Consider the following 18,891-nt stretch of genomic DNA (forward strand, 5'->3'; position numbering starts at 1 on the left):
AGAGGCATCATTTGAAAAAGTGGGGCACAAACCGCGACCGGTCATCGGTGATCAGATGATCGCTCTCGCGAATGCCCATGCCCACAGCCTCGCCATTGATGACCCAGCTTCCGATCAGCGCATAGCTTCCGGAGGCGGGGTCACGAAACAGATCGGCAAAGGCCTGATAGACAAAGTCATTGTCCGCATAGTGGCCGTCCGTGCGCGCCGTCGCGTTCCCGCCGTCCGGCGCGAAAACCGATACATTCTGCCCCTCACGCCCCAGTGCCGGCTTGCACACAAAGGCCCGTCCGGCCGCGCGAAACGCCGCATCACTCACGCGCGTCTCCAGAAGATAGGGGCTGTCGGGATACATTTCCCACATCCTGGCCATCAGCAGCTTGTTGGCCAGAAGCATCTTCCACGCCGGCTCAAACAGACGGATGCTGTTTTTAAGGACCGCCTGAGTCAGGGGCGCGCCGTAGTCATCGGCCAGCAGCCAGTCCCACGGGTAGAGCTTGAACAATAGACGGATGGGCCCATCGTTCTGATCGAGGAAGGTGCCGCCTTCGACCTCGCTGAAGCCGATCTGATCAATAGGAACAAAACAGACCTCCAGTCCCGCCTCACGCGCCACACTTTCGATATAGGCCACGGTCCCCGTGTCTTCATCGTGCGGAAAGACGCAGGCCACGTGCAGCGGGGCCCCGCGTTGACGCACCCCCAGCAAGCCCGCATCACGCTCCGCCTTCAGCGTCTGCATGCGGTCAACCAGCGCGCGGTGGATGTCATTATACTGGTTCGTCGCGTCGGCCCCGGCGGTATCAGTGAGCCAGGTCCACTGCACGACCGCTCCCTCCAGCAGGCTGGTCGGCGTGTCGGCATTATATTCCAGCATCTTTGGCGGATGTACGCCGTCATAGGCGAGGTCGATACGGCCATAGATATCGCGCTCACGGGTCTGCCAGCTTCGCTCAATCAACGCGATGGCCTCAGCCCCATAGCTATATTGGGCCAGCTCACCGCCTTCGATAATGGCCCCGACGGCAGACAGGGCCATGTCGTGACAGGCCTGCGTCGCCTCATGGAGCTGCTCGATCTCCGCTTCGGTGAAGCGATAGGCTGCGCCCTCATGCCAGTAGGGCACGCCATTGGCGGTATGCCACAGCATCCCTTCGGCTTCGACGCGCGCCTGCCAGTTGGCGCGCGGCGGGACCAGACAGCGTTCCATGCGTGTTCCCGTTCGCTTAGCCGCAGCAACCGCCCCGGAAGCCCGACGACTTGCCAAAGCCCCCGCGCGAGGACGCGCGATAGCCGGTTTGCGTCTTCGCGGAGGTGCCGCGCGCCGCATAGCCGCGCCCGGACGGGTCGCGTTCGACCTCGATAGATGAAGGCAATGCGCTGGGCGACGACACCCGATAGCCCATCGGGCGCAGGCCCCCGCCCCCATAGCTGGAGACATAGCCCTGTCTGTTGACATAGACCGGATAGCCCCCGCCGCCGCCGTCGCGCTCACGCTCGCGGTCTCTGGCATAGGGGTCCGGTGACAGACGATTCATCGCATTGGACATCATGAAACCGGCCATCAGCGGCACGAACCAGTTGCCGCCGGACGGATTGGCGCGGCTTTCGCAGTGACCCACCCCGTATTCGGCTTCGCACTGCTGTTTGGCGGTGTAGCCCGGCTGCTGCCCCTGCCATTGCCACGCCTCGGCGAACGCGGTTTCGCAGCGCTTGTCATCAGCCTCCGCCGCCTTGCACGCATCGAGCGTCTTATAGACCTTCATCTGCTCGGTCACGGGTGCCGCGTCAGAGGTCTGAGTCGCCTCCGGTGCCTCACAGCCGCTCAGCATGGCCACAGCCGAAACGGTCGTCGCCAGTGTCGCCAGCCAGCGCGCCCTGCGACGGGTGAGGCGGGCCACATAGGCGGCCCTGTAGGCTTTGGTGGAATTATACCGGGTCATGGTCCTGTCCCCTGCCTCAGTACGACAAGGCGGCGGCATTCAGCATCCCGACCACCAGACTGAGGGCCGACAGCGCCAGAGCTGCCGCGATGCCGCCCTTCTCGTTACCCGCCTCGGTCAGGCGGGCATAGAAGGTATTGCCGAAGAAACGAACCAGCAGGTGCAGGACGATCTGCGACACGATGCCGATGCCGCCCCACAGGATCATGTCGCCGGCCTCGAAGGTCGAATGGCCGACGGACTGAATCGGCAGGGCCAGAGCGAGGCTAACCGCCATGAAGTGGATGGCGACCGCGATATTGCCCTTGCGGATTTCTTCCAGCTCACGAATGGGCGTCACCCACAGATACACCGTAATGCCCACCAGCCAGACAAGGCTCCCCGTCCCCAGGAACAGGAGATAGGCCGGCAGATTGGCCAGTGACTCGACGTTTATCACTTGCGTTCCCCCTTTTGAGCGCCTTCCGAACCGTGTGCAACGGTTTCGGAATTAAAAGCGCGACAAACGAAAGGTTAGAGCGGAGTTTCGGTTCAATCTGAACGAAATCCGCTCTAATCCCTGCGCCGATCATAGAGGGCATTGCGCCAACTGTGAAACCCTCTTTGAGGGTGTTGCCGATTCTCCGGGGGAAACGGCCCTCCGCTTCAGGCCGCGACCTCCGTCTCCGGCGACAGGCTGTGCCAGCCCTGCGCCGTGCGGCGCATGACCGTTTCGCCCGTCTCATCCGCGGCAAACAGGTGAATCCAGCGGTTTTCGACCAGATCGCGCAGCGACGCATGGCGGCTCAGGACGCCATCAATCGCCTCTGTAGGCGCAGCGATGACGACCGACAGTCGCAGGGCCTCGTGGCGGAAGGTCTGACCGTCGAAGACCGATTGCAGCGGCAGGCCCAGTCTCAGATCACCGCCATTGCCTTCCAGCACGCCCAGATTGCCGCCAACAACATTGTGCAGCACCTTATTGCCCGCCCCGAACACCTCCGGGGCCACGGTTGAGGCAAAATATTGCAGGTTGATCCAGCTTGCGACGATCACCGGCGCGGTCAGTATCTGCTCCAGAACGGCAAAGCCGTCATCGTTTCGCCAGTCGTAGGAATGCAGGAAGACCCGCCCGCCCAGATCCTTGCCGCGCGTCAGGTGGCGCGGCGCGGCGATAAAGCCCGCACAGCCCGCCAGCGCCCATTCCGGCCGCACCTGCGACGGATCGGACGCCCGACGGCGGAAGGCCTTTAAGGTCGGGGCCTCGTTCAGGGTCGGCGCGCGCAACCGCCGCATCCTCTCGCCCGCCCGCACCGTGGCGGCCTTGAAGGCCTCTGCCTCGGCGTGCAGATGCGCCGGGATCAGGGCCTCATCGAGCAGGCTCAGCTCGTCGGTCGTCGTGTTGTGGATCGCCGCGGCAAACCAGACCTCAGGGCTGAGGTCGATGCCCTTTTCGGCCCTGAGCAGACGCCGCACCTCCGGGTGATTGACCATCAGGGCCGCGGCCCGCGCATTGACCGCGCCGCTGCGCCCGCCACAGGCCCCGCAGTGCAGGCCTGCCGCGTGCGGATTGTTCAGCGACTCGCCTTCGTGGCCGACCAGCACGACCAGCTTCGCCGTCGGCTGGGTCAGTCCCGCCCCCTTCAGCAGGCCCGCCGCCATGTCGGCCTGCTGGGCAAAGGGCAGAGACAGGGTGATCTCGGTGGCCGCCCGCCGGGCTTGCGATCCCTTGGCAAACAGGGTCGCGGCCAGAGACTGCGCCGAGGCCAGCCCGAAACTTTCGACATAGCCAAAGGCCGACGCCCCGGTGCGTTTCAGACCCTCGACGGCGCGGCTCAGCGCGGACTTTGACGAGGCCTTGCCGGGGACGGCCTCGCAAACAAGCGCGCCGGGCCGCAGCAGCGGCGGGCAGGCCGGCTGACGGCGACCGTCGGTCAGTTCCACCGCTATCGGCAGGCCGAAAAAGCCCGCAAAGCCCAGGGTTTCAATGCTCGGCCCGGCCTGTTCCAGCGCATGACGGTAGAGTTCCGAACGCACGTCGATGCAGAAGACGGCCTGCGCCACCGGGGCCGGTGCGGGCGCGGCGGGGCGGCGCAGGCTGTTGAACAGGCCCTCGCGCCAGTGAGTTTCGCGCGCTTCCAGCGGCGACACGTCGGGCAGCACCGCCTGACGCGGGGCGCAGAGCGCGCGCCGCCAGTTCAAAAGCGTTCCCTCATCCGACAGCGCGCGCGCTGACAGCACATCCCACGCCAGCCGGATGACCAGCAGGTCGCGCAGCCCCTCATCCGTGCGCCCGTCGAGCTGGGCCTCCCAGTCCCGGTGACGCATCCAGGCAGCCCAGCCGCCAACCGTGCAGATCAGCCGCTCCAGATAGGCGGTCTGCGCCTCCGCAGGCAGGTTCAGGGACGTCAGCAGAGCCTCTGCGGCCGCCACGGCGTCAGTGGGCAGGGCCGCAACCTGCGCGCGGAACCCCTTGAGGCCAAAGATTTCGGGGGCGCGGTCGTGCAGGGCTTCGGCACGCCAGGCGGCAAAGGGCGTTTCGCCCTGCCACGGATTGCCCCAGACGGCCTGCCCCTGATCGTAGAAGCCCGCCGCCCACTGCGAAATCCGCCCCGTCACGAAATCGCTCAGCGGCTTATTCAGCGCCTTGCCGAAGGCATCGCTCAGGGTTTCGACCGGCGACGGCAGGGCCGGGTCAGGCAACAGGTGTGCACCGTGGCTGCGGGCGACATCGAGCGCGGCTTGCGCAAAATCGACGCCGCTGCGGGCCATGAAGGGGTTGACAGCGACAAAGCTTCTGAGCGGCCATTGCGGCGACACGCGGCGCACAATCGCCTTTAACCGCGTGTCCAGTTCCTGTTCCGTCGTAGGAAAGAGCGACGTAAAAGCGTTCATGGCTGGGCACTCCGGTTAAGCCAGGTATTGATGTAGAAGCCGTTTTTCAGATGGACATAGAGGGCCATGACCGGCGGCCAGCGCGGCGCGCTCAAGGCCAGCCACTGCCCAAGGCAAAGGATCACCATGCCCGCGACGGTCACGCTCGCCAGGAGCGGCGAGACGTTTACAGAGGTCTCACCCAGAAGCCGCTCGATCACCCCGTGACCCAGAAGGGCCAGCGTCACCATGCCCGCCGTGACGACGGTCAGGATCAGCGGGCGGCGCGCCTCAAGCACGGTGACAACCCCCATGGCGGCCAGAAGCGTGACGAGCAGGCTGGCCGACAGGGTGCCGGTAGCCAGTAGCATCAGGCTAAGACCGGCAAGGGCAGCCAGCGGCAGGAGGGCGGCAACCGAACGCTCCTGAACCGGCCGCTTGTCGCTCAGGGTGCCGGCGCTGAGGAAGGCATTGGCCTTGTAGGCGGCGTGGGCAAGGATGTGGAACAGAGCGGCCCCGAAGGCCCCCAGCGCGCATTGCAGCAGCATGAAGCCCATCTGCGCCACGGTGGACCAGGCCAGTGCCGCCTTGACGCTGTTTTGCGCCATCATGGCCAGCGAGCCCACGATGATCGAGCCCAGAGCCAGCAGGACCAGAAGCCCTTGCGCGATGGGGCTCTGCATCAGCACGTCCGAAAAGCGCAGGAGGAGGACGCCGCCGGCATTGACCACACCGGCGTGCAGAAGGGCCGAGACCGGCGTCGGCGTCTCCATCACCTCGATCAGCCAGCCGTGCACCGGGAACTGAGCGGACTTGAGGACGGCGGCAACGACCAGCAGGAGGGCGGCCACAGTGACATCAAAGGGGGTCGCGCCCGGCAGGCGCGCGGCGATGTCGGCCATGTCGAGGCTGCCGGTTATGCGGTAGAGGCAGAAAAAGGCCAGCGCCAGAGCTGCGTCGCTAAGGCGGGCCAGAAGGAACTTCTTGTGGGCCGCCAGCCTGGCCGCCGGGCGGTCCGGATAGAAGACCAGCAGCTTGTGCAGGGTGAGCGACATAGCCACCCAGCCGAGCGCAAAGGTCAGAAGGTTTGCCGACAGCACAAAGAGGATCACGGTGGCGAGCGTCAGGTGCAGCCCGCCCAGAAATGCGTCCTGCCGCGCATCGCCATCGAGATAGTTCTGCGAAAAGCGCAATACTGCCCCGCCGACCAGCGTCACCATGGCCACCAGTGCAGCGCCCGTGGCATCGAACCGCAGGCCGAACCATTGGGAGGCCGGATGGGCGTTCCCGCTGATCAATACGACCGCGAGATAAAGAAGAGCGATCAGCCCGACGACGAACCCGATCAGGGACAGGCCGGCGGACAGACGGCGCAGGGTCGGCAGGCCGACGGCCCGCACACCGAGCGCCCCCAAAGCCATATGCAGCACGGCGAGGGTAAGGCAGAGACCGAGACAAACCCCGGCAAGTAGCGCAACAGACATGGTGAAAACTCCCGTTCGCTTGCTGATACGGGGTGACAACCAATATAAAAAATTCAAAGATTGAATTGTTTTGTTCTATAATTTAGAACAAATCCATGGCAAGCTTGAATTTCAAACACCTGCGCTATTTCTGGGCCGTGGCCCACGAAGGGCATCTGACGCGCGCCGCCGAAGCCTGTAATGTATCGCAATCGGCCCTGTCTGTGCAGATTCAGGCGCTTGAGGCGCAGCTGGGGCATGCCCTGTTTGAACGACGCGGGCGGCAGATGGTCCTGACCGAAGCCGGGCGGGTGGCGCTGGGCTATGCCGATACGATTTTTGCGGCCGGCGATGAGCTGATCGGCACGCTGGAAAACCGCGGCCGCGCCCGGCAGGTTCTGCGCATTGGCGCCCTGGCTACGCTATCGCGCAATTTTCAGATGCAGTTCCTGACGCCTCTGATGGCGCGCATGGATGTCGATATCGTCCTTCGCTCAGGGACTCTGAGCGAGCTTCTGGAGGGGCTTCAGGCCCTTGAGCTGGATGTGGTTTTGGCCAATATGGCCCCCGTGCGCGACCGGCTTAATTCCCTGATTTCACATCGTATTGCCGACCAGACGGTGAGCCTGATCGGGCCACCGCAGAGGATGCGCGACGGGGCGAGCCTGAGCGATTATTTGAGTGAGGCCCCCCTCATCCTGCCCGGCCATTCGAGCAGTATTCGCGCCGGTTTCGACGCCATGATCAACCGACTGAATATCCGTCCGGTCATCGCCGCAGAAATCGACGACATGGCCATGATGCGCCTTCTCGCCCGCGAAGGGTTTGGTCTGGCCATCGTGCCGCCCATCGTGGTGCGCGACGAATTACAAAGCGGTCTTCTGGCGGAATTTGCCGCCCTGCCGGACCTGCGCGAAACCTTTTATGCGGTAACGGTTGAACGGCGTTTTCCGAACCCGTTACTGGCCGCGCTTATCTGACATCGCGCCCACATAACAACCTTTCCGTTAAATCCGAAATCGGCATCGCGACGTATCTCTGGCACATCGCAAGATGGAACGTGCGTTTTAGACAGATCCCCGCCGCCTTCGCCGGTTCCGTTGAGCCGTCGCCAGGTGCTCGTCTTTTGCCACGCCTCATCGCTATCCGCAGAGGGGCTTCCCTTTGCGGCATGAGGCCCTAACCAACGGAAATCACATGAAAACGATTCAACTCAGCCTTATGGCCACTTCCGCCCTCGCCGCCCTGTCGCTGGCCTCTGTGGCGCAGGCCGGACCCGTCGAGGCCGGTCGCTGGGCCGTCAGCGGCTCTATCGGCACCGAAGTCCCGGTCTCCGGCGACGTCCATGGTGGCACCACAACCGGAGAGATTCCTCTGGCCACCCTCGCTTCGCTGCGCGACGCCGGGGCACCGGCCCTGCCCTCGGCTCTGACCGCCACGGGCAATGCCGGACAGTTGCGCATTCAGTCGCGTGGCTTCGACGATATTTACGACAACGCTACCGCGCTGAATTTTGAAGCCACCTACGGCATCGGCGGCGGCCGTGAGGTCTTCGGCACTTTCGACTATGTGAAGGCCGATGAGGGCACGACGCAGGTCGGCACCGCCGCCGTCGTCAACGGCACGAACACCGTGGCCGAAGTGCCGGTCTATGGCCGTTTCGGCGAGTACAAGGGTATGGGCGTCTCGGTCGGTGTGCGCCAGTGGTTCAACGAAGGCGGCACCTTCGAGCCCTATATCGCCGGCCGCATCGGGGCCAGCAAGATCGACGAAATCCGTGCCACCTTCACCGTCCCCGACCTGACTATCAATCAGTCCCTGCGCAACGTCCCCTTTTATGACGACACGACGGTCCTGACCGCCGGGTTCGAAGCGGGTGTCAGCTACAAGATGTCGGAAAACGTGTCGCTGATCGCGGAGACGGGCCTGCGCTACTACGGCAAGCTCGACGGTAACGACACCGCTATCGGCGGTCTGGGCCTCGCCTCCATCAACGAAGAGGGTGGCCGTCTCGTCGTGCCGGTGACGCTGAAACTTCGCGCCGTGTTCTAAGTCCGGCGTCTGCTTAAAGTCAGAGGGGGTCGGGACAAATGCCCGGCTCCCTTCCCTCAGTCTCATCCGGGTTAAACCGTCACCTTCAGTTCGTCAGAGCCAGTTGCTGGCGCGCCTGCCACACGCCCGCCACTTCCGCAGGTGCCACACCAATGGTGACATCCTGACCGCTCGCTTCCTTTAACCGGATCAGCCAGGGTTTGCGCGATCCGGGCTGATAGGCCTCTGCCAGAGCGCGCACGTCGTCTTCAGGTATTTCGAAAATGACGCGGGTGAACTGGCTGCACTCACCGGGCATCTCAAACAGCGGACAATAGTCGGTCCAGTGCGAAACCGTCGTGGGTTTAATCTTCACGATACGACCGGCGATCTCGTATCGGACTTCCGTAATTTCCCGGCGCGCCCCCGTATAGGTCAACTGATGCGAGACTTCCCAGCGCGTCTGGCCGGAAGCCCGCTGAACAGAGGCCTGAACGTGCCCATCCCAGATGAAGGCCCCTCGAGCCGGACCGGGCTTAAGGGTCGCCTTTTCCGTGGACACCACGATGGCGTCGTCGAGGTGATCACCCCTTATCACGGCGCGACGCGCAAAATGAGACGGTTCGATCTTGGCCAGTCCCCTGGACAGACGCAGGCTTTCGACCGGAGCCATGTCCGAAGGGGTGAACAGGAAGGCGGCCATTACGGCCAGAGGGAGGGCACTCATACAAAAGTCCTTTAAAACTGCGCCGTCAGGCTGAGGCTCAGAATATGATCAACGGCGTCTTCGCGGGGACGGCGCACCCACTGATGGATATAGCCGGACTCAAGGGTCAGTTTGGAGGTAAGCGGCACCGACACGCCGACACTGTTGCGCCACCGGTCAAGGCCTTCGCGTTGCCCCCATGGCGTGCGGTTTGCCGCCCAGAAGGCCTCGCTCCATACGACGCCGCCGACTTTCGGTGTGAGCGGTTTGCTGAAGCGAAGCTGCTGACGTAGCCGCCAGCCGGTCTCGTCGCGACCCTCTATCCATCTTTGCTCCAGCCGCGTGCGTCCGTTCAGCACCGCACCGCCCTCAAAGGCGGCTACGCGGTACGACACCTGCTGCCACAGACGGTGTTCATCCGTCTTGGCCGGCCCCGGCGGATTGGTCTGCACGAAGGCATAACCGAGGGCCCCGCGCGTGGTCGGGCTGAAACCGTAGCTGACACTCGGACGGATCAGATACTGCCCCAGACGCGAGGCGTCGTTGTTGAAACGCTTCTGCACCTCGAGGGTCGCGGAGACGCGTTCATTCAGCTTGAAATGAGAATGCAGCCCCCCCCACACGGCCGTATCCTCGCTCGCCGCCTGCGCGGCAAAAGGTAGAAGACAACCAAAAACGAACGGCACCAGCCGGGTTATGCGAAACATCAAACAGGCCCTGCAAAATGAGAAAAAGACGCAGGCGGGTCAGTAGACGGGGGGTGTCAGCGTCTGACCCGCCTGCACACGGCGTCAGTAAGGGGGGTTACTTCGCCGAATAGGGCAGGGAGGAGTGATGCAAAACGATGCGCAGCTTGCCTTCGCCATCGCGGACATAGCCCCAGGTCTTGTCGACCACGGTGACATTGCCCTTGGCATCGGTCAGGGTCACATTTCCCATGGAAATGGCGCTGTCGCCGGTGATGACGATGCCAGCATTGTCGATCTTGAAGCTGCGCCAGCTCTTGAGCGCAAAGCCTTTGTCGTTGGGGAACTTCGTATCACCGCCCACAAAATAGGCCAGCGCGCCGTCGCGGGTCGTGCGGAAGGTTTGCGGGGCCACCGTCAGGGTCGGCTTGAACAGCACCGGGCCGTAATTGTAGCCATAGGCGCTGTCCAGCACCTTTTCCGCCAGACGCTTGGCGGCCGCGTAGCCGTTCTTGTCATTCTCGGTCGAAATGGCGACCAGCGCTTCGCCCCAGGCCTTCTGGGCGGCCTCGACCTCGGCGACGGTGATCGGGGCATAGACGGCCGGGCTGATCTGAGCCGCATTACCCGCTGCCAGCGCCGGGGCACCCGCAAAGGCCAGCGGCAAAGCCAGAGCCAGACAGGCGGCCTTCAAAGTCATCTTTTTCATCGTGTTGCACCTTTCCAATTCAAACGCCGTCATCATCGTTGCGGCTTGTGAGGAGAAGGTATGGGCAGACGGGCCGGCGGCGCATCCGCCGACTGGCGCGCCTTGCGGCCTAGGCCGGATGGCCTATGCACAACAGGGCTTCCCCGGTATAGAGACGAACAATGGAAAGTGCCTCCCCTTTGCTGACGACGCAGATCGAAACCGTCGCCGAACTGCGCGAGCTTTATCGCGCGGCGGAGGCGCGGGCGGCGCGTCTGCGGCTGTTGTCACAAGCCGGGGGTGAGCTGGCGCTGGCCGAAATGACCAATGTCGAGAGCGTGCTTCAGACGTGCGCCGGGCGACTGGCGCATTTTCTGGGCCGGGGCCGGGCGTCTATCGCGCCACAGGGCCCGGGGCTGGGTCTGCGCGCGCCGGGTCAGAGCGAGGGGGCACCCCCTGCCCCCTTCGCCTATGTCAGTATAGACGGCTTCACCGATCTGAGCGACATTCCGGATGCCGAGGACCGCGAGGCCGTGCGGCTCGTTCTGGAACTGATGGGGGCCACGGCCAGCCGTATCGAACGCGAAGCTGAACGCGGTCGCCTCACCGCCACCCTGCGTGAGCGTGAGCAGCGGCTGGAATATGTCCTTGGGCGGTTGTTCACGGCGCAGGAAGACGAGCGCCGCCGCCTGTCGCACGAACTGCACGATGGCGTGGCTCAGACCGCCACGGCGCTGGTCCGCCTGCTCGAAGGCGGGACAGATCGCGCGCATGAGCCCGTCGCCGGGCCGCAGCGGGTGCGTCTGGCGCAGATTGCCCGCGAACTGGTGCAGGAGATTCGCGCCATTATCGGCGGTCTGCGCCCCACCCTGCTCGATGATCTGGGACTAAGCGCGGCGCTGCGTTATCTGGCGGAGGAGATGGAAAAGGCCGGGTACAGCGTGACCCTAGTCCTGCCGGAGGAAACCCCGATTCTGCCCTCCGCCGTCGAAACCGCCCTGTTTCGCGTAGCACAGGAGGCCGTCACCAATATCCGCAAACACGCGGGCGGTCCCTGCCCGGTCACGGTGTCCCTGACCATGGATGCGCCAACGGGGATCACCTTACGTATAAGTGATCGCGGACGCGGCATAACGCCCGCTGAGACCGCGCTCAGGGCGGACAGGCAGGGGATGCAGGTGGGCCGTGAAGTGATGCATGAACGGATGCTGGCCATCGGCGGAGACCTCCTGTGGGAGGCGAAGCCTGAAGGTGTGTGCGTCACCGCGCATCTGCCCCATCTGCCCCTTCCGCCTTCCTCGTGAGTTTCGTTTTGGCTTCCGATCCGTTGCGCATACTGATTGTCGATGACCACGCCCTGGCGCGTGAAGGGCTGAAGGCCGTGCTGAGCAGCAGCGGTTTCAGCGTCGTGGGCGAAGCCGCCGACGGACCGGCCGCCATTGCCCTGACCCAGACCTTGCGCCCGGATGTGGTGCTGATGGATGTGCGTCTGAAAGGGGAGATGGACGGGCTTGAGGCGACACGGCGTATTGCCGCTCTGGGGTTGCCGACACGGGTTCTGATGCTCACCCTGCACGACCTGCCCGCCTATGTGCGTGAAGCGCTGACGGCAGGGGCCGCGGGCTATGTGCTGAAAGACACGGCCATTGACGACCTGCAAGCGGCCATTGTGCGCGTGGCACAGGGACAGACCGCCCTGCCGCTCGATCTGGTCAGCGCCGCCCTGCGCGCGCCCGAACCGGCCGAGCGCGACCCGGTCGCCCTGTCCAGCCTGACCGCGCGTGAGCGCGAAATCGTCAGTCTGATTGCCGAAGGCATGACCAATAAGGAAATCGGACGACACCTCGGCATCAGCCCTGCGACGGTAAAGGCGCATGTCGAGCGCCTGATCGCCAAGCTGGGGGTGACAGACCGCACGCAGGCGGCGGTGCTGGCGGCGCGGCATCTGACGGCGGGGCGCGAGGCATGAGGCTGGCGCGTTTCCTCACCCGCTTCTGGGCCGACCGGCCGCTGGCGCTCAAAGGGCTGGTGGTCGTCGCTTTGCCGCTGGCCATCCTGCTGGTGTCGCTGAGCCTGTTGTTTCAGGCCAGTCATGCCGAAGAGGAGGCCGAAGACGATGTGCGTCGCGCCTTCGCCGTTCAGCGCGACACCTATCAGGTGCACGCCCTTCTGGCCGAAGCCGCCGCGGGCGTGCGCGGCTATGTGCTGACACGGCAGGCGCGGTTTCTGGAACCCTATCGCAAAGCCGAGGCCGATCTGCCGCCGACCTTTGAACGACTGGACGGCATCATCCGGGATGCGGAGATCCGCAACCGGTTTGAGCGCATACGCACTTTGGCGGTGCGCAAACGCGAAGGGCTTCACGCGATTGTCGAGCTGGCGGACGCGCGCACGGCCCATGCGCACAATACCTCTGAAATCGAGGCCGCACTGGTTGCCAACAAGATTGTGCTTGATGCCATGCGCCAGGAAATCGACCGCATTCAGGTGCGCGAAAACACCCTGCTGGACCAGAGGCTTCGCCGCGTAGAAGAGGTGCGCAACCGCTTCCTCTTTCTGACCGCCATCAGTGCCGTCGTGGGCCTGCTGGGCAGTCTGGCGGCGGTGTACCTGTTCTCGACCGGCATTGTGCGCCGCATCGGTAACCTTGAGGACAATGCCGAGCGACTGGCGCAGGGCGAGGCCCTGACGGAGCTGCCGCAGGACGCCGACGAGATCGGGCGGCTGGCGCAGCGCCTCGTGCGCGCCAGCGCCCTCCTGCGGGGCCGCGAACAGGCCTTGCGCGAAAGCGAGGAACGCTTCCGCCTGGTGATCGAAGAGGTGCGCGACTACGGTATTTTCGCGCTCGATCCCACCGGCGTGGTGACAAGCTGGAATCTGGGGGCTGAGCGCATCAAGGGCTGGACGGCGGCTGAAATTCTGGGGCAGCATTTCAGCCGGTTTTATCCCGACGAAACGCGCGATTTTCTGCCGGCGCGGATGCTTCAGAGGGCGCGTGAACGCGGGACGGTCGAAGACGAAGGCTGGCGACTGCGCAAGGATGGGTCGCGCTTCTGGGCCAATGTGGTGATCACCAGCCTGCATGACGATAATGGTCAGGTGCGCGGCTTTGCCAAGGTGACGCGCGACATGACCGAACGCCGACGCACCGAAGAGGCGCTGCGCATGGCGCGTGAGGACGCCATTGCCGCCAATCTGGCCAAGAGCGAATTTCTGTCGCGGACCAGCCACGAACTGCGCACGCCGATGAGCGCCATTCTGGGCTTCGGGCAGTTGCTGGAACTGGATGAGGAGACGCTGTCCCCGTCACACAGGGCCGCCGTCCAGCAGATCATGAAGGCCGGACGGCATCTTCTGGCCCTGATCAACGACCTGCTCGATATTTCCAGCATCGAGGCCGGAGCGACCGACATGTCGATCGAAGCGGTCGATCTGGACGATGTGGTGCAGGAGGTGCACGCGCTGGCCGCGCCGATCGTGGCTACGGGCGGATTGAGCTTTCAGCTTGAGGCAGCGGAGCCCGGTCTGATCGCCCAGGCGGACCGGCGGCGGCTGATACAGGTTCTTCTGAACCTGATTGCCAATGCGGCCAAATATAACCGCACCGGCACCTGCGTGCGTCTGGCCTATGGGCGCAACGGTGCGGACATTCGCATCGAGGTCGAAGACGATGGCGAAGGCATAGACCCGTCGGCCGCCTCACGGCTGTTCACCCCGTTTGATCGACTGGGCCAACAATCAAAAACGCGGGTCGAAGGCACGGGACTGGGGCTGGCCCTCTCGAAACGCCTGGTGGAATCCATGAACGGCCAGATCGGCTATGAGGCCCCGGCGAAGGGGGCGCGCTTCTGGTTCACCCTGCCGGGCGTCCAACCGGCCCAAATGCCGCAGAAGGATTGACAACCATGCCGGGACCCCTGATCACACCGGGAGAGCTCGTGTCGCGCCGTATCCTCGTCATCGACGATGAAGAGGCCAATGTGCTGCTGCTGACCACGCTTCTGAAACGTGAAGGCTACACGGACGTGCACGGCATAACCGACCCGTCGCGCGCCATGCAGGCCTTTATAGACCTGTCGCCCGATCTGGTGCTTCTCGACCTTATGATGCCGGAAGTGGACGGGTTCCAGTTGCTCGAAGCCTTTGGCCGCCATGAACGCGCCGATGAATACCGCCCGGTTCTGGTACTGACGGCAGATACAACGCTTCAGGCGCGCCGCCGCGCCCTGTCTCTGGGGGCCAAGGACTTTGTGGCCAAGCCCTTCGATGTGATCGAGGTGGCCCTGCGCATATCAAACCTTCTGGAAACCCGGCTTCTGTATGAGCGCCTGCGTCAACCGTCGCCTTGAGGCGCATCGCATATTCAACGCCGGCGTTTCGCGCCTTTGGTCGGGACCCTGGCGGGTTCAAGACCCAGATCGGCCACGGCAGTGGCGGCCAGCAGAAACGCCCCGACCCCGTAATATTGCGTGTCGTCGTATCCGACAGCGTCCGGGCGGTCGCTGATCGGCTGCACATAGCCGAACTTGCCATCCTCATGCACGGCGGAAACGAGTGCTGCCCAGCCCCTGCGGATGGTCGGTTCATAGGTGGCGCGGTCAAGCAGGCCGGCCTTCGCCCCCCACGCCAGCCCGAAGACATAGAAGGCGGTGCCGCTCGATTCCGGGAGGGCCGTCTTGGGGTCGCTCAGCAGGGAGGGCGACCAGAAGCCATCGGGTTTCTGGATGGTTTTGAGTTTGGCCGACATCTCCCGGAAGATCGTCTCCATCCGCGTGCGGTCGGCATCGCCTTTGGGCAGGTAAGGGATCATCCGCGCCAGCCCGGCCAGCACCCAGCCGTCGCCGCGGCTCCAGAAGACCTTGCGTCCATTGGGGTCTCGCCGCTCGAAGAAGCGCGAGTCGCGATAATAGAGATGCTCTTCCTTGTCATAAAGCATGTCCGTCGTTGCGAAAAACTCCTTCACGGCAAAGTCGCGGTAGCGCCGGTCACCGGTGGCCTGCGCCAGTTGCAACCAGGTCGGCGGGGCCATGAAGATCGCGTCGCACCAGCACCAGCGCTCATCGCAGCCCGCCCCACCCGGAGCCGAATATTCGTGATGGATCAGGTCGTCCTGCGACGGATGGGCGAGGATCTGATCGAAGCTCGCCTTCAAAGGCGCAATGGCCTGCGGCCCGGCCCCCTGACGGTAGGCCCACAGATAGGATTGCCCGATAACGTGATCGTCGGCGTGGTAGAGGCGACGCCCCAGCTCCCATTTGTTGGCCACCCCGCGCGACAGGATCACCTGCCTGAAGTGCGGCTTGTCCGAATGGTCAGCCAGCGCGGTAAGGCCGACAAACAGCGCCCCCTGCACCCAGCCCTTCATGTCCGAGGTGCCGAGCGCTGCGTTTTGCGGAAATTCGCCGCCGGCCATGGTGGCCAGTTGATAGTCAGCCACACGCTCGGCCAGCGTCAATATCTCCGCCCGGCTCAAGGGCATTCTGGCCGCAGGCCGCGCGGCGACCGGCGTTTCGGCCACGGCGGGCAGGCCTGGCGCCATACAGGCCAGAGACACCACGGTCGTGGCAAGGAGAAGGGCACGCTTCATCAGACGGTTCCTCTGGCAGAGTATGGACATCGGCGTTGATGCCGTTCGCGGAAGTGCATCCTGAGGGCGGCAGGCGAACAACTCAAGTTCAAATATAGGGACAATCATTCAAAAACAAATTGCGCAGATCGTCCCGCCGCGTATCCTCTGATCAAGAGGCAGGACCGCTGTGCGGCGACGGCCTTACCTATAAAAGAGACAGGGACGCCATGACTGATCTGACCCGCCGCCGCGCGCTGTTTTCGGGCGCCGCCCTCCTGTCCGGAAGCTGTCTGGCGGCACTGGCCGTCCCGGCCCGCGCCAGCGCCGAGCCCGTCGTGATGGCCGATGCACCGCTTTTGCCCGCCATCCGTTTGACGGCAGCGCTCAACCGCCCCCATCAGGACCTGTCCGGGGCCTGGGCCTATTCCAAGGATCTCTACAAGACCGGCTGGTCCACCCTGATGGACTGGAAGCCCAATCGCGGCAACCAGCGATTCAGCGACGTTGATGTCGCCGCCGAAGAGGCCAGAGACCGCTATGCCCTGTTTGAATACGACATGCAGAATGCCCCGCGCATGGCTTTGCCAGGTGCGTGGAACGCGGCCCTGCCGCAACTGCGCTATTATGACGGACTGATCTGGTTTCAGCGCACCTTTCTGGTCAGCCCGAAGCCGGGTGAGCGCGTGCTTTTGCGCTTTGAGGCGGTCAACTATGTGACGCAGGTCTTCGTCAACGGCAAAACCGCCGGCGCGCATGAAGGCGGTTTCACCCCCTTCACCCTGGATGTTACGGGGCTGGTCCGCGACGGCGTCAATCAGGTGACCCTCGGCGTCGATTCCAGCCATACGGACCAGAGCGTACCGCCGCGGGTCACCGACTGGGACATCTATGGCGGGGTGACGCGCCCAGTGCGCCTGTTTGTCGTGCCCGATACCTTCATCGACGACCTTTATATCCGCTACACGCCCGAAGGCCGTATCCTCGCCGAAGCCCGTCTGATGGGGCCGGCGTCGGCGGGCAGCGACGTCACCCTGTCTCTTCCCGCGCTCAAGCTGATGGCACGCGGGCGCACCGATGAGACCGGCACGGCGCACTTTGACCTGAAGGCCCCGCGCGGCCTCAAGCTGTGGACGCCGGAAAGTCCGACCCTTTATGAGGTCACGGTGACGGCAGGCACGGATTCGCTGAGCGATCGCGTGGGGCTGCGCACCATCGCCGTCAAGGGGCATCAGATCCTGCTCAACGGCAAGCCCGTTTTTCTGCGCGGGATCTGTCTGCACGAAGAAGAGTTCGGCTCAAACCCGGCGCGCAACATGACCGAACCGGCGTCGCGGGCCCTTCTGACCGAGGTCAAGCACGGACTGAACGGCAATTTCGTGCGCCTGTCCCACTATCCGCATTCTGAGGTGACGACGCGACTGGCCGATGAGATGGGGCTTCTGGTGTGGAGCGAGATTCCGGTCTATTGGGCCGTCGCCTTTGGCGATGCGCGCGCACTGACTACCGCCCGGCGTATGATGGCCGAAAACATCCTGCGCGACCGCAACCGCGCCAGCATTATCATCTGGAGCGTCGGCAACGAGACGCCGAAAACCGAGGCGCGCAACCATTTTATGGGTACGCTGGCCGACGACGCCAAACGCCTTGATCCCTCGCGCCTGACCTCGGCTGCGCTTTTGGTCAACAAGACGAAGGTGGACGGTGTGCTGCACGCGACGATCGACGACCCTATGGTCGATAAGCTCGATATCCTGTCGGCCAACACCTATACGGCCTGGTACGGCAATGACCGGCTGGAGGACGTGCCCGCGATTAAATGGTCAGCACCGGTGGACAAGCCGCTGATTTTCTCAGAGTTCGGGGCCGATGCGCTGGCCGGGTTCCATGCTCCCGACCGTCGCAAGTTTTCCGAAGAGTTTCAGGCCGATTTCTATCGCGCGACTCTGGCCAACGCCGCCACCGTGCCCATTCTGGCCGGACTATCTCCGTGGATTCTGAAGGACTTTCAGACGCCACGGCGCGAACATCCGGTTTATCAGAATGGGTGGAACCGCAAGGGCCTTCTGTCGGAAACCGGTGCCCGCAAACAGGCCTTCGCCGTATTGGCGGAGTGGTATTCCCAAAGAGCGATTTGAGCGCGCCTGGACATTGCCCCCCCTAGGTGACGAGGTAAAATCAGTGGGGGAGACAAAGCCGACTTCGGTTGCGCAGGCATTATCCCGTCTGCGGCAGATAATGGATATTCTGAAGCCCAAACTTCAAGATAAGCTGCGGCATTTCCGACAGAGATCTGACTTGATGTCCGCTTAGACGTCGTCCAAGGGACCTCGCGTGCCGATTAAGGCCAAAAGGCGACATCGCGATAATGTCAACCTTATCGGAGGTATCAGCGCTGGTAGATATTGCACGCGAGGGCGCAAAGAACCATTTCCAAACGTGTAAGTTCTCCCGAATGACCATTTCGAACGCCACCTAATACACATTCCGCATAAGATGTAATATACAAACCGCACGTTTCAATAGATTGAACCGCACCGGATATGCCGGAGGCCTAAACTCAATAACAATATAGGGCCATTTTGAAATAGCAACCGAACTCCACATGACGGTCGTATGAACGATAAAGATCTACGACCGTCAGGTTTTAGCGGTGATTTGTGCTTAATTTCTTTAGCAATAAGATCAAAGGGTAATAGGAGATTCACCTCAAGCTAGGAAAACTTGCGCCAAGTGATTCAAACGCATAAATTTTATTATCGTGTTGATATTATTGCGTTTATCTTAAGGTGCGGGAGCCAGATTTGAACTGACGACCTTCAGGTTATGAGCCTTTACCCGATCGCGTTAACCGTTTGATAAAAAGGAGATATATTATTAACTTTATGATTAGCGGGCTAAAAATTGGGCTAGTATTTAAATGGTCGAGCCCTTCTCAATCTTCTCTCCAGATGA

16 protein-coding genes are annotated in these 18,891 nt (G+C 63.1%); 7 read left to right on the forward strand and 9 right to left on the reverse strand.

The features are described from left to right. Positions 1 to 7 precede the first annotated feature (7 nt). The 5 genes from PQU94_RS08905 to PQU94_RS08925 form a co-directional block, all read right to left on the reverse strand. Positions 8 to 1,210, reverse strand: a complete 1,203-nt coding sequence (locus PQU94_RS08905) for a glutathionylspermidine synthase family protein (protein WP_272741108.1) — start codon at positions 1,208 to 1,210, stop codon at positions 8 to 10. Between the two features lie 16 nt (positions 1,211 to 1,226). Next, positions 1,227 to 1,943: a DUF1190 domain-containing protein gene (locus PQU94_RS08910; protein ID WP_272741109.1), complete on the reverse strand. Its 717-nt coding sequence runs from the start codon at positions 1,941 to 1,943 to the stop codon at positions 1,227 to 1,229. A gap of 16 nt (positions 1,944 to 1,959) precedes the next feature. Next, positions 1,960 to 2,382 carry a DUF350 domain-containing protein gene (locus PQU94_RS08915; RefSeq protein ID WP_272741110.1) on the reverse strand — a complete coding sequence of 141 codons (423 nt, stop codon included), beginning with the start codon at positions 2,380 to 2,382 and terminating at the stop codon, positions 1,960 to 1,962. Positions 2,383 to 2,588: 206 nt separating this feature from the next. Continuing rightward, complete coding sequence (locus PQU94_RS08920) at positions 2,589 to 4,817, reverse strand: DUF2309 domain-containing protein (RefSeq protein WP_272741111.1); 2,229 nt, start codon at positions 4,815 to 4,817, stop codon at positions 2,589 to 2,591. Further along, a complete protein-coding gene (locus PQU94_RS08925; RefSeq protein ID WP_272741112.1) occupies positions 4,814 to 6,280 on the reverse strand; it encodes a proton-conducting transporter transmembrane domain-containing protein in 1,467 nt (488 codons plus the stop codon). The genes PQU94_RS08920 and PQU94_RS08925 overlap by 4 nt, the downstream gene beginning before the upstream one ends. Before the next feature lie 95 nt (positions 6,281 to 6,375). Between PQU94_RS08925 and PQU94_RS08930 the strand changes: the two genes are divergently transcribed. Together PQU94_RS08930 and PQU94_RS08935 are read left to right on the forward strand one after the other, a co-directional pair. Further along, positions 6,376 to 7,239 (forward strand): LysR family transcriptional regulator, encoded by an 864-nt coding sequence (locus tag PQU94_RS08930; RefSeq protein WP_272741113.1) that lies wholly within the window; start codon positions 6,376 to 6,378, stop codon positions 7,237 to 7,239. Positions 7,240 to 7,456: 217 nt separating this feature from the next. Beyond that, positions 7,457 to 8,311 carry a hypothetical protein gene (locus tag PQU94_RS08935; protein WP_272741114.1) on the forward strand — a complete coding sequence of 285 codons (855 nt, stop codon included), beginning with the start codon at positions 7,457 to 7,459 and terminating at the stop codon, positions 8,309 to 8,311. A gap of 85 nt (positions 8,312 to 8,396) precedes the next feature. Here the strand turns inward: PQU94_RS08935 and PQU94_RS08940 are convergent, their stop codons facing one another. The 3 genes from PQU94_RS08940 to PQU94_RS08950 all read right to left on the reverse strand — a co-directional run bounded on the left by PQU94_RS08940 (position 8,397) and on the right by PQU94_RS08950 (position 10,391). Continuing rightward, positions 8,397 to 9,017, reverse strand: a complete 621-nt coding sequence (locus tag PQU94_RS08940; RefSeq protein ID WP_272741115.1) for a hypothetical protein — start codon at positions 9,015 to 9,017, stop codon at positions 8,397 to 8,399. Positions 9,018 to 9,028: 11 nt separating this feature from the next. Further along, positions 9,029 to 9,703 (reverse strand): DUF2490 domain-containing protein, encoded by a 675-nt coding sequence (locus PQU94_RS08945; RefSeq protein ID WP_272741116.1) that lies wholly within the window; start codon positions 9,701 to 9,703, stop codon positions 9,029 to 9,031. 97 nt (positions 9,704 to 9,800) lie between these two features. Further along, positions 9,801 to 10,391 carry a metal-independent carbonic anhydrase family protein gene (locus PQU94_RS08950; RefSeq protein WP_272741117.1) on the reverse strand — a complete coding sequence of 197 codons (591 nt, stop codon included), beginning with the start codon at positions 10,389 to 10,391 and terminating at the stop codon, positions 9,801 to 9,803. Between the two features lie 161 nt (positions 10,392 to 10,552). Between PQU94_RS08950 and PQU94_RS08955 the strand changes: the two genes are divergently transcribed. From PQU94_RS08955 to PQU94_RS08970, 4 genes are read left to right on the forward strand one after another with little or no spacing between them, the layout of a single operon-like run. After that, a complete protein-coding gene (locus PQU94_RS08955) occupies positions 10,553 to 11,674 on the forward strand; it encodes a sensor histidine kinase (protein WP_272741118.1) in 1,122 nt (373 codons plus the stop codon). 8 nt (positions 11,675 to 11,682) lie between these two features. Beyond that, a complete protein-coding gene (locus PQU94_RS08960) occupies positions 11,683 to 12,339 on the forward strand; it encodes a response regulator (protein WP_272741119.1) in 657 nt (218 codons plus the stop codon). Beyond that, positions 12,336 to 14,270: a sensor histidine kinase gene (locus tag PQU94_RS08965; RefSeq protein ID WP_272741120.1), complete on the forward strand. Its 1,935-nt coding sequence runs from the start codon at positions 12,336 to 12,338 to the stop codon at positions 14,268 to 14,270. The genes PQU94_RS08960 and PQU94_RS08965 overlap by 4 nt, the downstream gene beginning before the upstream one ends. A 5-nt stretch (positions 14,271 to 14,275) precedes the next feature. Next, the gene (locus PQU94_RS08970) at positions 14,276 to 14,719 is read left to right on the forward strand and encodes a response regulator (RefSeq protein WP_272741121.1); all 444 of its coding nucleotides are present in this window, start codon (positions 14,276 to 14,278) and stop codon (positions 14,717 to 14,719) included. 14 nt (positions 14,720 to 14,733) lie between these two features. Here the strand turns inward: PQU94_RS08970 and PQU94_RS08975 are convergent, their stop codons facing one another. Further along, positions 14,734 to 15,957, reverse strand: a complete 1,224-nt coding sequence (locus PQU94_RS08975; RefSeq protein ID WP_272741122.1) for a glycoside hydrolase family 88/105 protein — start codon at positions 15,955 to 15,957, stop codon at positions 14,734 to 14,736. A 209-nt stretch (positions 15,958 to 16,166) separates the two neighbouring features. Here PQU94_RS08975 and PQU94_RS08980 point away from each other — a divergent pair, with 209 nt between their 5' ends. Next, positions 16,167 to 18,074: a glycoside hydrolase family 2 protein gene (locus PQU94_RS08980; RefSeq protein WP_272741123.1), complete on the forward strand. Its 1,908-nt coding sequence runs from the start codon at positions 16,167 to 16,169 to the stop codon at positions 18,072 to 18,074. Positions 18,075 to 18,891 lie beyond the last annotated feature (817 nt).

It is taken from the genome of Asticcacaulis currens, assembly GCF_028550395.1.
Taxonomy (GTDB): Bacteria; Pseudomonadota; Alphaproteobacteria; order Caulobacterales; family Caulobacteraceae; genus Asticcacaulis; species Asticcacaulis currens.